Raw genomic sequence first — 19060 nt, forward strand, 5'->3', positions numbered from 1 at the left:
CGGCCGCAGCCCGGACCGCTGGGTCACCGCACGGTGCCCGTCCGGCCTCAGAAGCCGGCCGGCTCGGTGTACACCCCCCACTCGTCGCGCAGGGCGTCGCAGATCTCGCCGAGGGTGGCCTCGGCGCGGACGGCCGTGAGCATCGGCTCGATCATGTTGGAGCCGTTGCGGGCCGCCTCGATCATCGCGGTGAGCGCCGCGTGTACGGCCGCGTCGTCGCGGGCCGTACGGCGGGTGGCCAGGGTGCGGACCTGTTCGCGTTCCACCTCGTGGCTGACCCGCAGGATTTCCAGGTCGCCGGTGACCGAGCCGGTGTGGGCGTTGACGCCGACCACCTTCTTGTCGCCCTTCTCCAGGGCCTGCTGGTAGCGGAAGGCGGACTCGGCGATCTCGCCGGTGAACCAGCCGTCCTCGATGCCGCGCAGGATGCCGGAGGTGACCGGGCCGATGGGATGCCGCCCGTCGGGGTGGGCGCGCAGGCCGCGCTCCTTGATCCGGTCGAAGATCCGCTCCGCGTCGGCCTCGATGCGGTCGGTGAGCTGCTCGACGTACCACGAACCGCCCAGCGGGTCGGCGACGTTGGCGACGCCGGTCTCCTCCATGAGGACCTGCTGGGTGCGCAGGGCGATCTCCGCGGCCTGCTCGGAGGGGAGGGCCAGGGTCTCGTCGAGGGCGTTGGTGTGCAGGGAGTTCGTGCCGCCGAGGACCGCCGCGAGCGCCTCGACGGCGGTGCGGACCACGTTGTTGTACGGCTGCTGGGCGGTGAGCGAGACGCCGGCGGTCTGGGTGTGGAAGCGCAGCCACTGGGCCTTGTCGGAGGTGGCGCCGTAGACGTCCCGCATCCAGCGGGCCCAGATGCGGCGGGCCGCGCGGAACTTGGCGATCTCCTCGAAGAAGTCGAGGTGCGCGTCGAAGAAGAAGGACAGGCCGGGGGCGAAGACGTCCACGTCGAGGCCGCGGGAGAGGCCCAGTTCGACGTACCCGAAGCCGTCCGCGAGCGTGTACGCCAGCTCCTGCGCCGCCGTCGCGCCGGCCTCACGGATGTGGTACCCGGAGACGGACAGCGGCTTGTACGCCGGGATGCGCTCGGCGCAGTACTCCATCAGGTCGCCGATCAGGCGCAGGTGCGGCTCGGGCTGGAAGAGCCACTCCTTCTGGGCGATGTACTCCTTGAAGATGTCCGTCTGGAGCGTGCCGTTCAGGACGGCGGGGTCGACGCCCTGGCGCTCCGCGGCGACCAGGTACATGCAGAAGACCGGGACCGCCGGGCCGCTGATCGTCATCGACGTGGTGACGTCGCCGAGCGGGATGTCGCGGAAGAGGACGTCCATGTCGGCGGCCGAGTCGACGGCCACGCCGCAGTGGCCGACCTCGCCGAGTGAGCGCGGGTCGTCGGAGTCGCGGCCCATCAGGGTCGGCATGTCGAAGGCGACCGAGAGGCCGCCGCCGCCGGCCGCGAGGATCATCTTGTAGCGCTCGTTGGTCTGCTCGGCGTTGCCGAAGCCGGCGAACTGCCGGATCGTCCACGTACGCCCTCGGTAGCCGGTCGGATACAGGCCCCGGGTGAAGGGGTACTCCCCCGGCCAGCCGATCCGCTCGAAGCCCTCGCAGGTGTCTCCGGGCCGGGGCCCGTACACCGGCTCCACGGGGTCGCCGGAGAGCGTGGTGAAGTCCGCGTCGCGCTTGCGCGCCGCGTCGTACCGGGCCTGCCAGCGGCGGCGGCCCTCTTCGATGGCGTCAGCGTCCATGTCTTCGAATTTACTTGGACGTCCTAGTAAATGTCGACGGCTGGCCGGTGTTTTGTGGGGTGGGGCTGGTGAACGGGTGACGGGTCGGCGTCGGCGGTCCCCGCCGTACGGGGCCGTGCGCCCGTACGGGGCCAGCTTCGCCGTGCGCCGCCGCCGTGCGCCGCCGCCGTACGTGGGGCTGCGTACGGCGGGGTGAGCGTGGGGTCGGTGCGGTGTTACGCCTTCACCGGGGCCGGCGCGTCCTGCGCGACCTTGGCGTCGAGCTCGCGGGAGATCTTGCGCTCCACGAAGAACGCCGCCGTCGGGATGGTTCCCGCCAGCAGCACCCAGACCTGCTTGGCGACCGGCCACTTCGCCTTGGAGCCCAGGTCGAAGGCGAACACCAGGTAGACGACGTACAACCAGCCGTGCGCGATGGAGACGGCCTGCGTCGCCTCGGCGGCGCCGTCCATCTCCAGGACGTACTTGCCGATCATGCAGAAGCACAGCAGGACCAGGAGCACACCGGTCACGTAGGCCATGGCGCGGTAGCGGGTCAGCACGCTCTTTTTCATGCGAATGAGCCTAACCGCCCGTTCCGGGCGATCTTCCTCCGGGTCACTGCTCCTCGAAGTCGTGCGCGGCCACGCGGAGCGGGCGGAGCATCGCGAAGATCTCCGCGCACTCCTCGGCGTCGTACACGCCCAGGCCGAAGTCCATCGCCATCAGGTCGCGGGTGGCCGACTCCACCACCTCGCGGCCCTTGTCGGTGATCACGGCGAGGGTGCCGCGGCCGTCGTTGGGGTTGGGGCGCTTGGCCACCAGGCCCGACTTCGCCAGGCGGTCGACGGTGTTGGTCACGGATGTCGGATGGACCATGAGCCGCTCGCCGATCTTTGACATCGGCAGCTCGCCCGCCTTGGAGAAGGTGAGCAGGACGAGCGCCTCGTAGCGTGCGAACGTCAGTCCGTACGGCTTGACCACCGCGTCGACCTCGGCGAGCAGGATCTGGTGCGCCCGCATGATCGAGGTGATCGCGGCCATGGGCGGCACGTTTCCCCAGCGCTGCTTCCAGAGTTCGTCGGCGCGGGCGATGGGGTCGAAGGGGAGGCTGAGCGGCTTCGGCACGTCATCAGACCTTACCCGTCGGTCATATCGTGGTCAGCCCTGTCTCGCTTTTCGGGCCGGGGGTGGGTGCCTGCGGCGGCCCGCGCGGGTTCGGGGGGCTTGCTGCAGCGCTGCCGGCCGGTGGGTGGGTCGGGGCCGCGCCGGGGGGTGTCCGTCCTCGGAACGGCGCGGAATCGGTTGCTTACCGACGTACCCGGGTTGACGCGCCAACCGCTGCGGGCGGACACCCCCCGGCACGTCCCCTTCCCGCCGTGGGCGGCTGCGGCCCCCAGCTCCGGTGATTCCTCCCGCCGTACGCGGGTGCGGGCAGCACCTCACAGGGCGTCCACCCCTTCCCGCCGTACACGGGTGCCGCCCCACGGGGGTCCGCCCCTCGCCGTGCGCGGGTGCCGCCTCACGGGCGGTCCCCTCCCGCCGTGGGCGGGTGCGGGCAGCGCCTCGCGGGGGCGGCGCTACTGCGCCAGGTGGCGTTCCACCGTTTCGACCTTGGAGGTGAGGCCGTCCGTCACCCCGGGGCGGATGTCCGCCTTCAGGACCAGGGAGACGCGTGGTGCCCGCTGCTCCACGGCGGCCACGGCGCGTCGGACGACGTCCATGACCTCGTCCCACTCGCCCTCGATGGACGTGAACATGGCGTCCGTACGGTGGGGCAGGCCCGAGGCGCGGACCACGCGGACGGCGTCGGCGACGTACTCCCCCACGTCCTCGCCGACGCCCAGCGGCGTCACGGAGAAGGCGACGATCATGCGTTCACGACCCCTTCCTTGCGGGCGCGGTTCGCGATCACCGCGTCCTCGGCCTCGCGGCGGAGCCGGCGCTCGGCGAAGAAACCGCCGGTGGGCAGGACGGAGAGGACGAAGTAGAGGGCGGCCGTGCCGAAGCTCCACTTGGCGCGGTTCCAGGCGTCCGCCCAGAAGATCACGTAGAGGACGAACAGGGCACCGTGGACCGCGCCCATCACGGGGACCGCGTTGAACTCCGTGGTCCGCTTGAGCACCGAGCAGACGAGCAGGATCAGGAAGGACACGGCCTCCGGGGCCGAGACCAGGCGGAGGCGGCGGAGGGCGGTGGCGGTCTTGAGATCCACGGGTCACCTTCGGAGGAGAGGTCGACGACGGGTTTGTGAATGGAAGCACAAACGTTCAGCCATTGTGGCAAACGGCCGGGTGCGGAACGGCCCGGGGTCCCCTTAGGGGAGGGTTCCGGGCCCCTCCCGGGTGACTGGCCCTGTCGGTGGAGCCAATCCGCCGATACCTTCACATCCGTGGCGATGTTCCGACTTCAGGGCAGCAAGGTGCTGGCCGTCGACATGACCGGGGACGCCGTGAAGGCGAAGAACGGCTCGATGGTCGCGTACGACGGGCGGATGAGCTTCAAGAAGCTGAGCGGGGGCGGCGAGGGCATACGCGGGATGGTCACCCGGCGCATCACCGGTGAGCAGATGACCGTGATGGAGGTGAAGGGGCACGGGACGTGCTGGTTCGCGGACCGGGCCTCGGAGATCAACCTGGTCGGTCTCCGGGGCGACACGCTCTACGTGGAGTCGAGCAACCTGCTGGCGACCGACGGCGGACTGCGCACCGGCACGTCCTTCACGGGACTGCGCGGCGCCTCGCAGGGCAACGGGCTGTTCACCACGACCGTCGAGGGGCACGGGCAGGCGGCGATCATGTCGGACGGACCGGCGGTGGTACTGCGGGTGAGCGCGCAGTACCCGCTGACGGTGGATCCGGGGGCGTATGTGGCGCATCAGGGGAATCTGCGCCAGTCGTTCCAGTCCGGTGTGACCTTCCGCACACTCATGGGGGAGGGCGGGGGCGAGGCCTTCCAGATGCGGTTCGAGGGGGACGGGCTGGTGTACGTCCAGCCCAGTGAGCGGAACACGATCGCGGGGGATGTGTGACATGGGCTTCCGCGAGGTCAATCCGAAGATGGTCGAGGCGGCCGTCACACCCGGGCAGCGGCTGTTCAGTCAGCGCGGCGCCATGCTCGCCTACAAGGGCGAGGTGTCCTTCACGCCCAACATGAGCGGCGGGCAGGGCGGGCTCCTGTCGATGATCGGGCGGCGGGTCGCGAACGAGGACACGCCGTTGATGACGGTCGAGGGCAGCGGCACCGTGCTGTTCGGGCACGGCGGGCACCACGTGCAGGTGATCAACCTCGCCGGGGACACGCTCTGCGTCGAGGCCGACCGGCTGCTTGCCTTCGAGGGGAGTCTGCAACAGGGGACGATGTTCCTGGGCGCCCAGGGCGGGGTCATGGGGATGGTGCGGGGACAGGTCACGGGGCAGGGCCTGTTCACGACCACGCTCAAGGGGCACGGCGCGGTCGCCGTGATGGCGCACGGGGGCGTGTTCGAGATCCCGATCGGCCCGCAGCGGCCGGTGCACGTCGACCCGCAGGCCTACGTCGCCCACCACGGGGACGTGCGCAACAAGCTGTCGGCCGCGCTGGGCTGGCGGGACATGGTGGGACGCGGCTCCGGCGAGGCGTTCCAGCTGGAGCTGAGCGGCAGCGGCGCGGTGTACGTCCAGGCCTCGGAGGAGAAGCTGTGAGCTACGGAACCCCGGGCGCCGGGCCCGTCGTGCACGACCCGGTGACGCTGCCCGCCGACGACAACGTGAACGCGTACACCTTCTGCGTGGAGCTCAAGGGGACCGAGTGGTTCCTGCAGAAGGGAAAGATGATCGCCTACTACGGCTCGATGGAGTTCGACGGCGTCGGGCACGGGCGTCTGGACCGTCTCGTCCGCACGTCGTTCCATTCGCCACTGCACGCCGCGGAGTGGGTGGTGGCGTCGGGCTCGGGCAAGATGCTCCTCGCCGACCGGGCCTTCGACGTGAACTCGTACGACCTGGCGGACGGCAACCTGACCATTCGCTCGGGCAACCTTCTCGCTTTTCAGCCAACTCTCTCGCTGAAGCAGTCCATCGTGCCGGGCTTTCTCACGCTCATCGGAACCGGGAAGTTCGTGGCCGCGTCCAACGGTCCGGTGGTGTTCATGGAGCCACCGATCCGGGTGGACCCGCAGGCGCTTGTCGGCTGGGCCGACTGCCCCTCGCCGTGCCACCACTACGACCATGGCTACATGACGGGTGTCATGGGCGGTCTACGTGCGATGACGGGCCTCGGCGGGGCCTCCGGCGAGGAGCACCAGTTCGAGTTCGTGGGGGCCGGTACGGTCCTGCTCCAGTCGACCGAGACGCTGATGGCCGAGCAGGCCACGGGGGCGACTCCGCAGCAGGCCGGCGTGCCCGGCGACGGCGGGGTGACCGGGGGGCACGGGACGCAGGCCGGCGCACCGCGCCTTCCCGGACAGCTGGGAGACCTCCAGCGTCGCTTCGGGCTGTGAGCGGTAGTCTGCGGAGTGTGACGTCGAACGCGTGGCGCACCGACACACCATCCACGGTAGTTCACCTTTCAACTTCCTTAGGTAGACTTCATTCATGGAGACCGAGACGGCCACGCGCTGGCTGACCGATGCGGAGCAGTGCGCCTGGCGCACCCACCTGGAGGTCAACAGGCTGTTGACGTACCAGCTCGAAAAGGACCTCCAGCCGTTCGGCCTGACGATCAACGACTACGAGATCCTGGTGAATCTCTCCGAGTCGGATGATTTGCGGATGCGGATGAGCGATCTGGCCTCCGCCACCCTGCAGTCCAAGAGCCGCCTCTCGCACCAGATCACGCGCATGGAGAACGCCGACCTGGTGCGGCGGGAGAACTGCGAGTCCGACCGCCGCGGGCTGTACGCGGTGCTCACCGGCCACGGCATGGAGACGATGCGGAAGGTCGCCCCGCACCACGTGGCCTCCGTGCGGCGGCACTTCATCGACCTGCTGCCCCCGGAGTCCCTCACCGAGCTCGACAAGGCGCTCAAGCCCATCGCGGAGCACCTGCGCGGGCAGCGCGGCCGCCCCTGACCGCGGGCCCTCCGGTGTCCGCTACGCCAGGGGCAGGCGGAGTTCGAACAGGGCTCCGCCCGCCGGCGCGTCATGGACCGTGAGGGTGCCGCCGTGGCGGGCGGCGACGTCCCGGGCGATGGCGAGGCCCAGACCGGCGCCGCCCTCGTCCCGGCTGCGGGCCGCGTCCAGCCGCACGAACCGCTCGAAGATCCGCTCGCGGTCCGCCGCGGGGACGCCGTCCCCGTCGTCCGCCACCCGGAGCACCGCCCGGCCGCCGTCCCGCCGTACGGTCACGGAGACCGCCGAGCGCGCGTGCCGCTGGGCGTTGTCCAGCAGATTGGCCAGCACCCGTCCCAGCTGGCCGCGTGATCCCGCGACGTCGAGGGGGTCCACGGACAGTGACACGCCCGGCCGGCCCGCGGCCTGCTCGCGCGCCAGCTCGGCCAGGTCGACCCGTGCGCCGACGGGCCGCTCCCCCGCGTCCAGCCGGGCGAGCAGCAGCAGATCGGCGGCCAGCCTCTGCAGTCGTACGGTGTCCTCGACCGCGCCGTCCAGGTCCAGCAGTTCCGGGTGCGCGGCGGCCACCTCCAGCTGGGTGCGCAGGGACGCGATGGGGCTGCGCAGCTCGTGCGAGGCGTCGGCGACGAAGCGCCGCTGGCGGTCCACCGAGGCCTCCAGGGCGGCCAGTGTCTCGTTGGTGGTGCGGGCCAGGCGGGCGACCTCGTCGTGGGTGTCCGGCTCGGGGACCCGCCGGGAGAGGTCCTCGGAGGCGGTGATCTCCGCCATCTCCCGCCGGATGCCCGCCACCGGGTGCAGCGCACGCCCGGTGACCCGCCAGGTCACGCCGGCGACGACGCCGAGCAGCAGCGGGAAGCCGATCAGCATGGCGGTCTGCGCGGTGCGCACGGCGTTCTGCTCGGCCGCCAGCGGCCCGCCCGCGTACACCGTGTACGTGCCCTGCCCCGGGACCTCGACCGCCACCGCGGCGAACCGGTAGTCCGCCCCCTCCCCGTCGATGGTCGCGGCCCCGCCGGTGACGGTCGCCTCCTCGGCGATCTCGCCGGGCTGGAGGATGGCAGCGGGTGCGTCGTCGGCGGCGTCGTCGGCACCGGCCCCGCCGTCCGGCTCGCCGTCCGCCGGCGCCGGCCGCCACGGCCGTACGGCGTCCGTGCCCGTGCCGCTGATGCGCTCCAGCCCCTCGCTGGCCGCGACCAGCCTGCCGTCCTCGTCGACGACCTGGACGGGCCGGTCGTCGTCGTCCAGGGACAGCTGGTCGTACCGCTTGCCGCCGGCCAGGACGGCCGCGACGGCGCGCGCCGAGCGTTCCGCCTGGGTGCCGGCCTGCTCGGTCAGGTTGGAGTACAGCGACAGCAGGACGGCGGTGCCCGCGGCGAGCAGTGCCACGGCGACGACGAGGGTGGCGCCGAGCGCGGCCCTGGCCCGGACGGAACCGAAGAGCCGCCTCATCGCGGCGCCTCCAGCCGGTACCCGGCGCCCCGGACCGTGCGGATCAGCTCCGCGCCCAGCTTGCGGCGCAGTGCGCTGACGTACACCTCGACGATGTTCGGGTCGCCCTCGTAGGCGAAGTCCCAGACGTGCTCCAGGATCTGCGCCTTGGACACCACCTCGCCGGCCCGCTCCGCGAGCTGCTCCAGCACGGCGAACTCCTTGGTGGTCAGAGCGATCTCGGCGCCGTCCCGGGTGACCCGGCGGGCGGCGGAGTCCACGCGGAGGGGGCCGACCGTGCGGACCGGCGAGGCGCCGTGCCGGCCGCGGCGGCGCAGCAACGCCCGGACGCGGGCGACCAGGACGACGTAGGAGAACGGCTTGGTCAGGTAGTCGTCGGCGCCCGTGTCCAGGCCCTCGGCCTCGTCGTACTCGCCGTCCTTGGCGGTGAGCATCAGGATCGGCACGTCGTGGCCGGCGGCGCGCAGGGTGGCGCAGATCCGGTAGCCGTTCATGCCGGGCAGCATGATGTCGAGGACGATCAGGTCGTACGGTGTCTCGGTCGCCCGGCGCAGGCCCGTCAGGCCGTCGTGGACGACGTCCACCGCGTAACCCTCCGCCGTCAGGCCCTTGGCCAGGGACAGCGCGAGGCGTCTTTCGTCCTCCACGATCAGCAGCCGCATGCCCCCCAGAATCGCAAACGCGACCTGAAGCGTTCTTCAGCCGGCTTCAGCGCGGCTTCAGGCCCCGTGGTCGCCGCCGTGGTCGGCGGCGGTACGACGCCGGCGTTGGCGACGACGACGCCGGGGACGACCGGGCGGGGCGGGGTGACGACGGCGACGACACCGACGACACCAGCAGCGACGGCGACGGCGACAGCGACAGCGACGACAGCTGATTGTCCGCGGGCCGGGAAGGACCCGCACGGCGCCGTCGCCCGCTCCTCACGTCCCGTCCGTGACCCCCGCCACCAGTTCGTCGGCGGCCCGGTAGGGGTCAAGTTCCCCGGCCACGATCCGCTCCGCCAGCGCGCTCAGGCGGCGGTCGCCGTGCAGGTCCGCGATGCGTTCCCGCAGGGCCGTCACCGCGATGGTCTCGACCTCGCGGGCGGCCCGGGACAGCCGGCGTTCCGCGAGCACGCCCCGCTCCTCCATCCAGGCGCGGTGCTTCTCCAGCGCCGCCAGGACCTCGTCGACGCCCTCGCCGCGTGCCGCGACCGTCTTGACGATCGGGGGGCGCCAGTCACCGGGGGCGCGGGACTCGCCGAGGCCGAGCATGTGGTTCAGTTCGCGGGCCGTGGCGTCGGCGCCGTCCCGGTCGGCCTTGTTGACGACGTAGACGTCGCCGATCTCCAGGATCCCGGCCTTGGCCGCCTGGATGCCGTCGCCCATGCCGGGGGCGAGCAGCACGACCGAGGTGTCCGCCTGCGAGGCGATCTCCACCTCGGACTGGCCCACGCCCACCGTCTCGACCAGGATCACGTCGCAGCCCGCCGCGTCCAGCACCCGGATGGCCTGCGGCGCGGCCCAGGCCAGGCCGCCGAGGTGGCCCCGGGTGGCCATGGAGCGGATGTAGACGCCGGGGTCGGAGGCGTGCTCCGCCATGCGGACCCGGTCGCCCAGCAGGGCGCCGCCGGAGAAGGGCGACGAGGGGTCGACGGCCAGTACGCCGACCCGCTTGCCCTGCTTGCGGTACGCCGTCACCAGCGCCGAGGTCGAGGTGGACTTGCCGACGCCCGGGGAGCCGGTGAGGCCCACCACGTACGCCCCGCCCGTCAGCGGGGCCAGCGCCTCCATGACCTCCCTGAGCTGCGGGGACGCCCCCTCCACCAGGGAGATCAACCGGGCCACGGCACGCGGCCTGCCCTCCCTCGCCTGGGTCACCAGCGTGGAGACGTCCTGCATCACAGCTCCGTTCAGATCACCGGGATCGCCGACACCGCGGACGGACGACCGCTCAGGGCTTCGGTACCCGCAGGATCAGCGCGTCTCCCTGGCCGCCGCCACCGCACAGCGCCGCCGCGCCGACCCCGCCGCCGCGCCGCTGCAGCTCCAGCGCCAGGTGCAGGACGAGACGGGCCCCGGACATCCCGATCGGGTGACCGAGGGCGATGGCACCGCCGTTGACGTTCACCTTTTCGGTGGATACCCCGAGGTCCTTCATTGACTGCACGGCCACGGCGGCGAAGGCCTCGTTGATCTCGATCAGGTCGAGGTCCGACACCTCCAGGCCCTCCTTCTTGAGGGCGGCCGCGATCGCGTTGGACGGCTGGGACTGCAGGGAGTTGTCGGGGCCCGCGACATTGCCGTGCGCGCCGATCTCCGCGATCCACTCCAGGCCCAGCTCCTCGGCCTTGGCCTTGCTCATCACCACGACGGCGGCCGCGCCGTCCGAGATCTGCGAGGACGAGCCCGCGGTGATGGTGCCGTCCTTGGCGAACGCCGGGCGCAGCTTGGCCAGCGACTCGGCCGTGGTGTCGCCGCGGATGCCCTCGTCCTCGCGGACGACGACCGGCTCGCCCTTGCGCTGCGGGATCTCCACCGGGGTGATCTCGGCCTCGAAGACGCCGTTCTTCTGTGCGGCGGCGGCGCGCTGGTGGGACAGGGCCGCGATCTCGTCCTGCTCCTGGCGGCCGATGCCCAGGCCGGTGTTGTACCGCTCGGTGGACTCGCCCATGGCGATGTTCTCGAAGGCGTCGGTCAGGCCGTCGTGCGCCATCGCGTCGAGCATCTGGACGGCGCCGTACTTGAAGCCCTCGCGGGACTTGGGCAGCAGGTGGGGGGCGTTCGTCATGGACTCCTGGCCGCCCGCCACGATCACGTCGAACTCGCCGGCGCGGATCAGCTGGTCGGCGAGGGCGATGGCGTTGAGGCCGGCGAGGCACACCTTGTTGACGGTGAGCGCCGGGACGCTCATCGGGATGCCGGCCTTGACGGCGGCCTGGCGCGCCGGGATCTGCCCCGCGCCGGCCTGGAGCACCTGGCCCATGATCACGTACTGCACCTGGTCGCCCCCGATCCCCGCACGGTCGAGGGCGGCCTTGATCGCGAAGCCGCCGAGGTCGGCTCCGGAGAAGGACTTCAGCGAGCCGAGCAGCCGCCCCATCGGGGTGCGGGCGCCCGCGACGATGACGGACGTCGTGCCGTTCGTGGCAGAAGACATGAGCTGCGATCCCCTTACCGGCCTGCGCGACCGAGGAGTGAACGAGGGTTTACTCGAATGTACTGAGCGGTATGGCACCCGTCACCGGGCTGTTGGTGTGATCGCGCGCACGTTGCGTAACCACCTCCGGAGCGCTGCACTGAATCCATGCTGACGCGAATCGACCACATTGGGATCGCCTGCCACGACCTCGACGCGACCGTCGAGTTCTACCGGACCACCTACGGCTTCGAGGTGTTCCACACCGAGGTCAACGAGGAGCAGGGCGTGCGCGAGGCCATGCTCAAGATCAACGATACGTCCGACGGAGGAGCTTCGTACCTGCAGCTCCTGGAACCCACTCGGGAGGACTCCACCGTGGCGAAGTGGCTCGCCAAGAACGGCGAGGGCGTCCACCACATCGCCTTCGGCACGGCGGACGTCGACGGGGACGCGGCCGCGATCAGGGGCAAGGGCGTACGCGTTCTGTACGAGGAGCCCCGACGCGGCTCCATGGGGTCACGGATCACCTTCCTGCACCCCAAGGATTGTCATGGCGTACTGACAGAACTGGTCACCTCCGGGCCTGTTGAGTCGCCTGAGCACTGACCCTCGTACATAGGGGCCGGTAGGGTTGGGGGCGGTCGCCCCGCTCCAACGGGGGCGACCCGTGCCGGGGTCCGGGTTTCGGGGGACGAGCGTCGGGGCAGCAGCCCATGCTCCGTCGTCGATCTGACACCATTCCCCCGGGGGCCCCGTCCGGCGGATGGACGGAGCTCGTTTGGAGAGACTTGCGACCAGGGGACGGATGGGACCGCGCAGTGCGGGGCTACGAGAGCCAGGAGCGAGACCCGGCGGCTGACGTCGACCACCTCACTCGGTTCGAGGCCGAGATGAAGCGGCTGAGGACCGAGCGGGAAAAGGCCATCCAGCACGCCGAGGACCTCGGCTACCAGGTCGAGGTGCTGCGCGCCAAGCTGCACGAGGCGCGGCGCACCCTCATGACCCGGCCGGCCTATGACAGCGCCGACATCGGCTACCAGGCCGAACAGTTGCTGCGCAACGCCCAGATCCAGGCGGACCAGATCCGTGCCGACGCCGAGCGCGAACTGAGCCAGGCCCGGGCGCAGACCCAGCGGATCCTCCAGGAGCACGCCGAGCAGGCGGCCCGGCTCCAGGCCGAGCTGCACGCCGAGGCCGTGTCCCGGCGCCAGCAGCTCGACCAGGAGCTCGCCGAGCGCCGGCAGACCGTCGAGTCGCACGTCAACGAGAACGTGGCCTGGGCCGAGCAGCTGCGTTCCCGCACCGAGCAGCAGGCCCGCCGGCTGCTGGAGGAGTCCCGGACCGAGGCCGAGCAGGCCATGGCGGCCGCGCGCGCGGAGGCCGAGCGGCTGACCGGCGAGGCCCGCCAGCGGTTGCAGAGCGAGGCCGAGGCCGCCCGCGCCGAGGCCGAGCAGCTGCTGCGCCGGGCCCGCGCGGACGCCGAGCGGCTGCTGAACGCCGCCTCCGCGCAGGCCCAGGAGGCCACCGAGCACGCCGAGCAGCTGCGCACCTCGACCGTCTCGGAGTCGGACGCCGCCCGCCGTCAGGCCGCCGAGCTGAGCCGGGCCGCGGAAACGCGGATGGCGGCGGCCGAGGAGGCCCTGCGCAAGGCGCAGTCCGAGGCGGAGAAGCTGGTCACGGAGGCCAAGGAGGCCGCGGCCAGGACCCTGGCCGGCGCCGAGGCGGCGAACGAGACCCGCACGCGCACCGCCAAGGAGCAGGTCGCCCGTCTCGTCAGCGAGGCCACCAAGGAGGCCGAGGCCACCAGGGCGGAGGCCGAGCAGGTCGTCGCGGACGCCCGCGCCGAGGCCGAGAAGATCGTCGCGGAGGCCGCCGAGAAGGCCCGTGCGGTCACCGCCGAGGAGACCGCGAGCCAGCTGTCCAAGGCGGCCCGGACCGCCGAGGACGTGCTGAACAAGGCGTCGGAGGACGCCAAGAAGACCACCCGGGAGGCCACCGAGGAGGCCGAGCGGATCCGCCGCGAGGCGGAGGCCGAGGCGGACCGGCTGCGGGCCGAGGCGCACGACATCGCCGAGCAGCTCAAGGGCGCGGCGAAGGACGACACCAAGGAGTACCGCGCCAAGACCGTCGAGCTCCAGGAGGAGGCGCGGCGGCTGCGCGGCGAGGCCGAGCAGCTGCGCGTGGAGGCGGTCGCCGAGGGCGAGAAGATCCGCGCGGAGGCCCGCCGGCAGGCCGTGGCGCAGATCGAGGAGGCGGCCAGGACCGCCGAGGAGCTGCTCGCCAAGGCGAAGGCCGACGCCGACGAGTTGCGGCAGAGCGCGACCGCCGACAGCGAGAAGGTCCGCACCGAGGCCATCGAGCGGGCGACCACGCTGCGCCGGCAGGCCGAGGAGACGCTGGAGCGCACCCGCAGCGAGGCCGAGCGGCACCGCGCGGAGGTGCTGGAGCAGTCCGAGGGCATCCGCGCCGACGCCGAGCGGGCCGCGCGCGAGCTGCGCGAGGAGACCGAGCGGGCGATGGAGTCCCGCCGCGCGGAGACCGCCGAGGAGCTGACGCGGCTCCAGGCGGAGGCGCAGGCCCGGCTGGCCGCCGCCGAGCAGGCGCTGACCGACGCCCGCGAGGAGGCCGAACGCATCCGCCGCGAGGCCGCCGAGGAGGCCGAGCGGCTGCGTGCCGAGTCGGCCGAGCGGATCCGCGCGCTCCAGGCGCAGGCCGAGGCCGAGGCCGACCGGCTGCGCGACGAGGCGGCGTCCGACGCGTCCGCCTCCCGGGCGGAGGGCGAGGCCATCGCCGTACGCCTGCGGTCGGAGGCCGCGGCGGAGGCCGAGCGGCTGAAGTCGGAGGCGCAGGACACCGCCGACCGGGTGCGGGCCGAGGCGCAGGCCGCCGCCGAGCGGCTGGCACAGGAGGCGTCCGAGACGCTGGCCGCCGCGCAGGAGGAGGCCGCCCGGCGGCGCCGCGAGGCCGAGGAACTGCTCGGCGCGGCCCGCCAGGAGGCCGGCCAGGAGCGGGAGCGGGCCCGCGAGCAGAGCGAGGAGCTGCTGGCCTCGGCGCGCAAGCGGGTCGAGGAGGCGCAGGCCGAGGCCGTACGCCTGGTGGAGGAGGCCGACCGGCGCGCCACCGAGATGGTGACGGCGGCCGAGCTCCACGCCCAGCAGGTGCGGGACTCGGTGGCCGGGCTGCACGAGCAGGCGCAGGAGGAGATCGCCGGGCTGCGCAGCGCCGCCGAGCACGCGGCGGACCGCACCCGGCGGGAGGCGCAGGAGGAGGCGGACCGGGTCCGCGCCGACGCCTACGCCGAGCGGGAGCGGGCCGCCGAGGACGCGGGCCGGGTCCGGCGGGAGGCGAGCGAGGAGTCGGAGGCCGCCAAGGCGCTGGCCGAGCGCACCATGGCGGAGGCGATCGCCGAGGCCGAGCGGCTGCGCGGCGACGCCGCCGACCACGCTCAGCGGGTGCGCACCGAGGCGTCGGACGCCCTCGCCGAGGCCGACCAGGCGGCGGCCCGCACGCGTGCGGACGCCCGCGAGGACGCCAACCGGATCCGGTCGGACGCGGCGAGGCAGGCCGACACCCTGATCACCGAGGCGCGCAACGAGGCCGAGCGGCTCCAGACGGAGACCGTCGCCGAGGCCGAGCGGCTGCGCACCGAGGCGCTCGCCAGGGCGGAGCAGCTGGTCGGGGACGCGACCGGCGAGGCGGAGCGGCTGCGTGCCGAGGCGGCCGAGGCGGTCGGGTCGGCGCAGCAGCACGCCGAGCGCATCCGCACCGAGGCCGAGCGGGTCAGGACGGAGGCCGGCCGGCAGGCCGAGCGGGTCACCGCGGCCGCCCGCGAGGAGGCCGAGCGGACCCTGGACGAGGCCCGCAAGGACGCCAACAAGCGGCGTTCCGAGGCGGCGGAGCAGGTCGACAAGCTCATCACGGAGACCGCCGCGGAGGCCGACAAGCTGCTCACCGAGGCGCAGCAGCAGGCGCTGAAGACGACCGCGGACGCCGAGGCGCAGGCCGACACCATGGTGGGCGCGGCCCGCACGGAGGCCGACCGGCTGGTGTCGGAGGCGACCGTCGAGGGCAACGCGCTGGTGGAGAAGGCCCGTACGGACGCGGACGAACTGCTCGTCGGCGCGCGCCGGGACGCGACCGCGACAAGGGAGCGGACGGAGGAGCTGCGGGCCCGGATCACCGCGGAGATCGAGGAGCTGCACGAGCGGGCCCGCCGGGAGGCCGCCGAGACGATGAAGTCGACCGGCGACCGCTGCGACGCGCTCATCAAGGCCTCCGAGGAGCAGCTCGCCAAGGCGCAGGCGAAGGCCAAGGAGCTGGTGTCGGAGGCCAACTCGGAGGCGGGCAAGGTGCGGATCGCCGCCGTGAAGAAGGCGGAGGGCCTGCTGAAGGAGGCCGAGCAGAAGAAGGCGACGCTCGTCAGGGAGGCCGAGGAGCTCAAGGCCGAGGCGATCCGGGAGGCCCGGCGCACGGTCGAGGAGGGCAAGCGGGAACTGGAGGTGCTGGTGCGCCGCCGTGAGGACATCAACGCCGAGATCTCCCGGGTGCAGGACGTCCTGGAGGCGCTGGAGTCCTTCGAGGCACCGTCAGCCGGCAAGGACAGCACGGTCAGGGCCGGCGCGGCCATCGGCGCACCTCGATCGGGTGGCGACTCCGCGAAGGGCTAGCGGAGGAGTCCGGTTCGGGTGTCTTCTGGGTGCTTTGAGCATGTTTTCGGCCTGGTCAATGGCAAGCGGTCCGGCGGTTAGCCACTCAAAAGGGGTGTCATTCTCCAGATCAAACGCGCATACGCTCGATGACACACCGTTCTGGCCCCTAGGATTCCACCTATCACCTCACCGGTCTCATTCGACAGGAACCCCATGAGCGACACTTCCCCCTACGGCTTCGAGCTTGTGCGGCGTGGGTACGACCGCGCTCAGGTGGACGAACGTATCTCCAAGCTCGTCTCCGACCGTGACAGCGCTCTCGCCCGCATCACCGCTCTGGAGAAGCGCATCGAGGAGCTCCACCTCGAGACGCAGAACGCCCAGGCCGCCGTCACCGATGCCGAGCCGTCGTACGCCGGTCTCGGCGCGCGTGTCGAGAAGATCCTCCGTCTCGCCGAGGAGGAGGCCAAGGACCTGCGCGAGGAGGCCCGGCGCGCGGCCGAGCAGCACCGCGAGCTCGCCGAGTCGGCGGCCCAGCAGGTGCGCAACGACGCCGAGTCCTTCGCGGCGGAGCGCAAGGCCAAGGCCGAGGACGAGGGCGTCCGGATCGTCGAGAAGGCCAAGAGCGACGCCTCCCAGCTGCGCGCCGAGGCGCAGAAGGACGCGCAGTCCAAGCGCGAGGAGGCGGACGCGCTCTTCGAGGAGACCCGCGCCAAGGCCGCGCAGGCCGCCGCCGACTTCGAGACGAACCTCGCCAAGCGCCGCGAGCAGTCCGAGCGCGACCTGGCGTCCCGTCAGGCCAAGGCCGAGAAGCGCCTGGCCGAGATCGAGCACCGCGCCGAGCAGCTGCGCCTGGAGGCCGAGAAGCTGCGCACCGACGCCGAGCGCCGCGCCCGCCAGACGGTGGAGACCGCCCAGCGCCAGGCCGAGGACATCGTGGCCGACGCCAACGCCAAGGCCGACCGGATCCGTTCGGAGTCCGAGCGTGAGCTGGCCGCCCTCACCAACCGCCGCGACTCCATCAACGCCCAGCTGACGAACGTGCGCGAGATGCTCGCCACGCTCACCGGCGCCGCGGTGGCCGCGGCCGGTTCGCCGGCCGAGGACGAGCCGATCTCCCGCGGAGTGCCCGCGCAGCAGTCCCGGTAACCACCCGGCGTACAGCTGCTGAACACCTGCGAAGCCCTCTGCCACTCCGGTGGCAGAGGGCTTTGTACCGTTTTAGCGTGGCCGCATGATCGAGCTGGCGGGGCTGACCAAGCGGTACGGCGAGAAGGTCGCGGTGAATCGGCTGACGTTCACCGTCAGACCCGGCGTCGTCACGGGCTTCCTCGGTCCCAACGGCTCCGGCAAGTCGACCACCATGCGCATGATCCTGGGCCTGGACCACCCCACCGCCGGGGACGTCCGGATCGACGGCAAGCACTACGACCGGCTCAAGGACCCGCTGACGTACATCGGCGCGCTGCTGGAGGCGAAGGCCTGGCACGGCGGGCGCAGCGCCTACCACCACCTGCTGTGCCTGGCGCAGAGCAACGGCATCCCGCGGCAGCGGGTGGGCGAGGTGCTGGAGACGGTCGGCCTGACGGCGGTCGCCCGGAAGAAGACCAAGGGGTTCTCGCTCGGCATGGGGCAACGGCTCGGCATCGCCGCCGCGCTCCTCGGCGACCCGCGGATCCTGATGTTCGACGAGCCGGTCAACGGGCTCGACCCCGAGGGCATCCACTGGATCCGCACCCTGATGAAGACGCTGGCCGCGCAGGGCCGCACGGTCTTCGTCTCGTCCCATCTGATGAGCGAGATGGCGCTGACCGCCGACCACCTCGTCGTCATCGGGCAGGGCCGGCTGCTCGCGGACACGTCCATGGCGGACTTCGTCGAGCGCAACGCGGGCAGCCGGGTGCGGATCCGCACCCCGCAGCGCGAGCGGCTGCTGGACGTGCTGCACGGGGCCGGGCTGACCGTGGTGGAGACCGGCAGCGGGGCGTTCGAGGTGGCCGGGAGCGCGCCGGAGCGGATCGGGGAGCTGGCGGCGCAGCACCGCCTCGTGCTGCACGAGCTGAGCACCCAGCAGCCCTCCCTGGAGGAGGCGTTCATGCGGCTGACGGCGGAGTCGGTGGAGTACCACGCGCACGCCGACGCGGCGGCCGGCGGGCAGCGGTGGGGCGACGGCTGGGGGCGGGGCTGATGGCGGTGGCCCGGGTCGTCCGGTCCGAGTGGACCAAGATCCGCTCCGTGGCGTCCACCGTGTGGACGCTGTCGCTCGCCGTGGTCGTCACCGTCGGGCTCGGCATGCTGATCTCGGCGCTGTCCAGGAACGAGTTCCAGGCCGCGGACGAGGGCCGGCGCTCCTTCGACCCGACCTTCGTCAGCTTCGCGGGCATGAGCCTCGGCCAGCTGGCGATGATCGTGTTCGGGGTGCTGGTCGTCTCCAACGAGTACAGCTCCGGCATGATCCGCGCCTCGCTGGCCGCCGTGCCGCAGCGGGGCACCTTCCTGTTCAGCAAGATCGCCGTCGCCACGCTGCTCGCCCTGGCCGTCGGCATGGCCACCGGCTTCGCCGCCTTCTTCCTGGGGCAGGCCGTGCTGGGCGACCTGCGGGCGGACCTCGGCGACCCGGGGGTGCTGCGCGCGGTGCTCGGCGCCGGGCTCTACATGACGCTCATCACGGTCTTCTCCATGGGCGTCGCCACGATGCTGCGCTCGCCGATGCTGTCGCTGGGCGTCCTGATGCCGTTCTTCTTCCTGATCTCCACGATCCTCGGCAACGTCTCGGCGACGCGGGCGTTCGGCCGGTACCTGCCCGACCAGGCGGGCAGCAGGATCATGCAGGTGGTGGTCCCGGCCGGGGACGACACCCCGTACGGCCCCTGGGGCGGACTGGGGATCATGGTGCTGTGGGTGGTGGCGGCGCTCGCCGGCGGTCTGCTGCTGCTGAAGCGGCGGGACGCCTGAGGACCCGCACGGTTCGCGTCGTCTTCTCCCTGCTCTTGGTCGGAACCGTCAGCGGCTCGATATCCTCCTAACCCTTACGGGGGCGTGTGCCCCGCTGTCCAGAACC

18 protein-coding genes are annotated in these 19060 nt (G+C 72.1%); 9 read left to right on the forward strand and 9 right to left on the reverse strand.

Annotation, left to right across the window (positions count from 1 at the left end; genetic code table 11):
• Positions 1 to 47: 47 nt before the first annotated feature.
• From icmA to ACFF45_RS19335, 5 genes are all read right to left on the reverse strand, one after another.
• Positions 48 to 1748 carry a coenzyme B12-dependent isobutyryl-CoA mutase large subunit gene (icmA, locus tag ACFF45_RS19315; protein WP_381347602.1) on the reverse strand — a complete coding sequence of 567 codons (1701 nt, stop codon included), beginning with the start codon at positions 1746 to 1748 and terminating at the stop codon, positions 48 to 50.
• A 215-nt stretch (positions 1749 to 1963) separates the two neighbouring features.
• Positions 1964 to 2302, reverse strand: a complete 339-nt coding sequence (locus ACFF45_RS19320; protein ID WP_381347604.1) for a DUF3817 domain-containing protein — start codon at positions 2300 to 2302, stop codon at positions 1964 to 1966.
• A gap of 43 nt (positions 2303 to 2345) precedes the next feature.
• Positions 2346 to 2855: a MarR family winged helix-turn-helix transcriptional regulator gene (locus ACFF45_RS19325; protein ID WP_381347606.1), complete on the reverse strand. Its 510-nt coding sequence runs from the start codon at positions 2853 to 2855 to the stop codon at positions 2346 to 2348.
• A gap of 452 nt (positions 2856 to 3307) precedes the next feature.
• The gene (locus tag ACFF45_RS19330) at positions 3308 to 3601 is read right to left on the reverse strand and encodes an MTH1187 family thiamine-binding protein (RefSeq protein ID WP_381347608.1); all 294 of its coding nucleotides are present in this window, start codon (positions 3599 to 3601) and stop codon (positions 3308 to 3310) included.
• Positions 3598 to 3942, reverse strand: a complete 345-nt coding sequence (locus tag ACFF45_RS19335) for a DUF3817 domain-containing protein (RefSeq protein ID WP_381347610.1) — start codon at positions 3940 to 3942, stop codon at positions 3598 to 3600. The genes ACFF45_RS19330 and ACFF45_RS19335 overlap by 4 nt, the downstream gene beginning before the upstream one ends.
• 183 nt (positions 3943 to 4125) lie before the next feature.
• On the opposite strand from ACFF45_RS19335, the gene ACFF45_RS19340 reads away from it, so the two are divergent.
• From ACFF45_RS19340 to ACFF45_RS19355, 4 genes are all read left to right on the forward strand, one after another.
• The gene (locus ACFF45_RS19340; RefSeq protein WP_381347686.1) at positions 4126 to 4758 is read left to right on the forward strand and encodes an AIM24 family protein; all 633 of its coding nucleotides are present in this window, start codon (positions 4126 to 4128) and stop codon (positions 4756 to 4758) included.
• A 1-nt stretch (position 4759) separates the two neighbouring features.
• Positions 4760 to 5410, forward strand: a complete 651-nt coding sequence (locus ACFF45_RS19345; RefSeq protein ID WP_381347612.1) for an AIM24 family protein — start codon at positions 4760 to 4762, stop codon at positions 5408 to 5410.
• Complete coding sequence (locus ACFF45_RS19350) at positions 5407 to 6207, forward strand: AIM24 family protein (RefSeq protein WP_381347614.1); 801 nt, start codon at positions 5407 to 5409, stop codon at positions 6205 to 6207. Before ACFF45_RS19345 ends, ACFF45_RS19350 begins: the two co-directional genes overlap by 4 nt.
• 94 nt (positions 6208 to 6301) lie before the next feature.
• On the forward strand, positions 6302 to 6778 hold the full coding sequence (locus ACFF45_RS19355; protein WP_381347616.1) for a MarR family winged helix-turn-helix transcriptional regulator: 477 nt from the start codon (positions 6302 to 6304) through the stop codon (positions 6776 to 6778).
• Positions 6779 to 6799: 21 nt separating this feature from the next.
• On the opposite strand, the gene ACFF45_RS19360 is transcribed toward ACFF45_RS19355, so the two are convergent.
• The 4 genes from ACFF45_RS19360 to ACFF45_RS19375 form a co-directional block, all read right to left on the reverse strand.
• Complete coding sequence (locus tag ACFF45_RS19360) at positions 6800 to 8227, reverse strand: sensor histidine kinase (protein ID WP_381347618.1); 1428 nt, start codon at positions 8225 to 8227, stop codon at positions 6800 to 6802.
• On the reverse strand, positions 8224 to 8889 hold the full coding sequence (locus ACFF45_RS19365; protein ID WP_381347620.1) for a response regulator transcription factor: 666 nt from the start codon (positions 8887 to 8889) through the stop codon (positions 8224 to 8226). Before ACFF45_RS19365 ends, ACFF45_RS19360 begins: the two co-directional genes overlap by 4 nt.
• Before the next feature lie 261 nt (positions 8890 to 9150).
• Positions 9151 to 10110 carry a methylmalonyl Co-A mutase-associated GTPase MeaB gene (gene meaB, locus ACFF45_RS19370; protein WP_381347622.1) on the reverse strand — a complete coding sequence of 320 codons (960 nt, stop codon included), beginning with the start codon at positions 10108 to 10110 and terminating at the stop codon, positions 9151 to 9153.
• A 52-nt stretch (positions 10111 to 10162) separates the two neighbouring features.
• Positions 10163 to 11368, reverse strand: a complete 1206-nt coding sequence (locus ACFF45_RS19375) for an acetyl-CoA C-acetyltransferase (RefSeq protein ID WP_381347624.1) — start codon at positions 11366 to 11368, stop codon at positions 10163 to 10165.
• Positions 11369 to 11515: 147 nt separating this feature from the next.
• On the opposite strand from ACFF45_RS19375, the gene mce reads away from it, so the two are divergent.
• The 5 genes from mce (at position 11516) to ACFF45_RS19400 (ending at position 18954) form a co-directional block, all read left to right on the forward strand.
• A complete protein-coding gene (gene mce, locus ACFF45_RS19380; protein ID WP_381347626.1) occupies positions 11516 to 11956 on the forward strand; it encodes a methylmalonyl-CoA epimerase in 441 nt (146 codons plus the stop codon).
• Between the two features lie 212 nt (positions 11957 to 12168).
• A complete protein-coding gene (gene scy / locus ACFF45_RS19385; RefSeq protein ID WP_381347628.1) occupies positions 12169 to 16017 on the forward strand; it encodes a polarized growth protein Scy in 3849 nt (1282 codons plus the stop codon).
• A gap of 195 nt (positions 16018 to 16212) precedes the next feature.
• Positions 16213 to 17148, forward strand: a complete 936-nt coding sequence (locus ACFF45_RS19390; RefSeq protein WP_381347630.1) for a coiled-coil domain-containing protein — start codon at positions 16213 to 16215, stop codon at positions 17146 to 17148.
• An 85-nt stretch (positions 17149 to 17233) separates the two neighbouring features.
• A complete protein-coding gene (locus ACFF45_RS19395) occupies positions 17234 to 18187 on the forward strand; it encodes an ABC transporter ATP-binding protein (protein WP_381347632.1) in 954 nt (317 codons plus the stop codon).
• Positions 18187 to 18954 (forward strand): ABC transporter permease, encoded by a 768-nt coding sequence (locus tag ACFF45_RS19400; protein WP_381347634.1) that lies wholly within the window; start codon positions 18187 to 18189, stop codon positions 18952 to 18954. The genes ACFF45_RS19395 and ACFF45_RS19400 overlap by 1 nt, the downstream gene beginning before the upstream one ends.
• Positions 18955 to 19060: the final 106 nt, after the last annotated feature.

The sequence above is a fragment of the Streptomyces cinereospinus genome (assembly GCF_042430725.1).
Lineage (GTDB): Bacteria > Actinomycetota > Actinomycetes > Streptomycetales > Streptomycetaceae > Streptomyces > Streptomyces cinereospinus.

Coding starts and splice junctions, on each gene's coding strand:
- ACFF45_RS19340 (WP_381347686.1), top strand. CDS start 4,126: ATGTTCCGACTTCAGGGCAGCAAGGTGCTGGCCGTCGACATGACCGGG.
- icmA (WP_381347602.1), bottom strand. CDS start 1,748: ATGGACGCTGACGCCATCGAAGAGGGCCGCCGCCGCTGGCAGGCCCGG.
- ACFF45_RS19390 (WP_381347630.1), top strand. CDS start 16,213: ATGAGCGACACTTCCCCCTACGGCTTCGAGCTTGTGCGGCGTGGGTAC.
- ACFF45_RS19375 (WP_381347624.1), bottom strand. CDS start 11,368: ATGTCTTCTGCCACGAACGGCACGACGTCCGTCATCGTCGCGGGCGCC.
- ACFF45_RS19360 (WP_381347618.1), bottom strand. CDS start 8,227: ATGAGGCGGCTCTTCGGTTCCGTCCGGGCCAGGGCCGCGCTCGGCGCC.
- ACFF45_RS19330 (WP_381347608.1), bottom strand. CDS start 3,601: ATGATCGTCGCCTTCTCCGTGACGCCGCTGGGCGTCGGCGAGGACGTG.
- ACFF45_RS19365 (WP_381347620.1), bottom strand. CDS start 8,889: ATGCGGCTGCTGATCGTGGAGGACGAAAGACGCCTCGCGCTGTCCCTG.
- ACFF45_RS19355 (WP_381347616.1), top strand. CDS start 6,302: ATGGAGACCGAGACGGCCACGCGCTGGCTGACCGATGCGGAGCAGTGC.
- meaB (WP_381347622.1), bottom strand. CDS start 10,110: ATGCAGGACGTCTCCACGCTGGTGACCCAGGCGAGGGAGGGCAGGCCG.
- ACFF45_RS19395 (WP_381347632.1), top strand. CDS start 17,234: ATGATCGAGCTGGCGGGGCTGACCAAGCGGTACGGCGAGAAGGTCGCG.
- ACFF45_RS19400 (WP_381347634.1), top strand. CDS start 18,187: ATGGCGGTGGCCCGGGTCGTCCGGTCCGAGTGGACCAAGATCCGCTCC.
- ACFF45_RS19320 (WP_381347604.1), bottom strand. CDS start 2,302: ATGAAAAAGAGCGTGCTGACCCGCTACCGCGCCATGGCCTACGTGACC.
- mce (WP_381347626.1), top strand. CDS start 11,516: ATGCTGACGCGAATCGACCACATTGGGATCGCCTGCCACGACCTCGAC.
- ACFF45_RS19345 (WP_381347612.1), top strand. CDS start 4,760: ATGGGCTTCCGCGAGGTCAATCCGAAGATGGTCGAGGCGGCCGTCACA.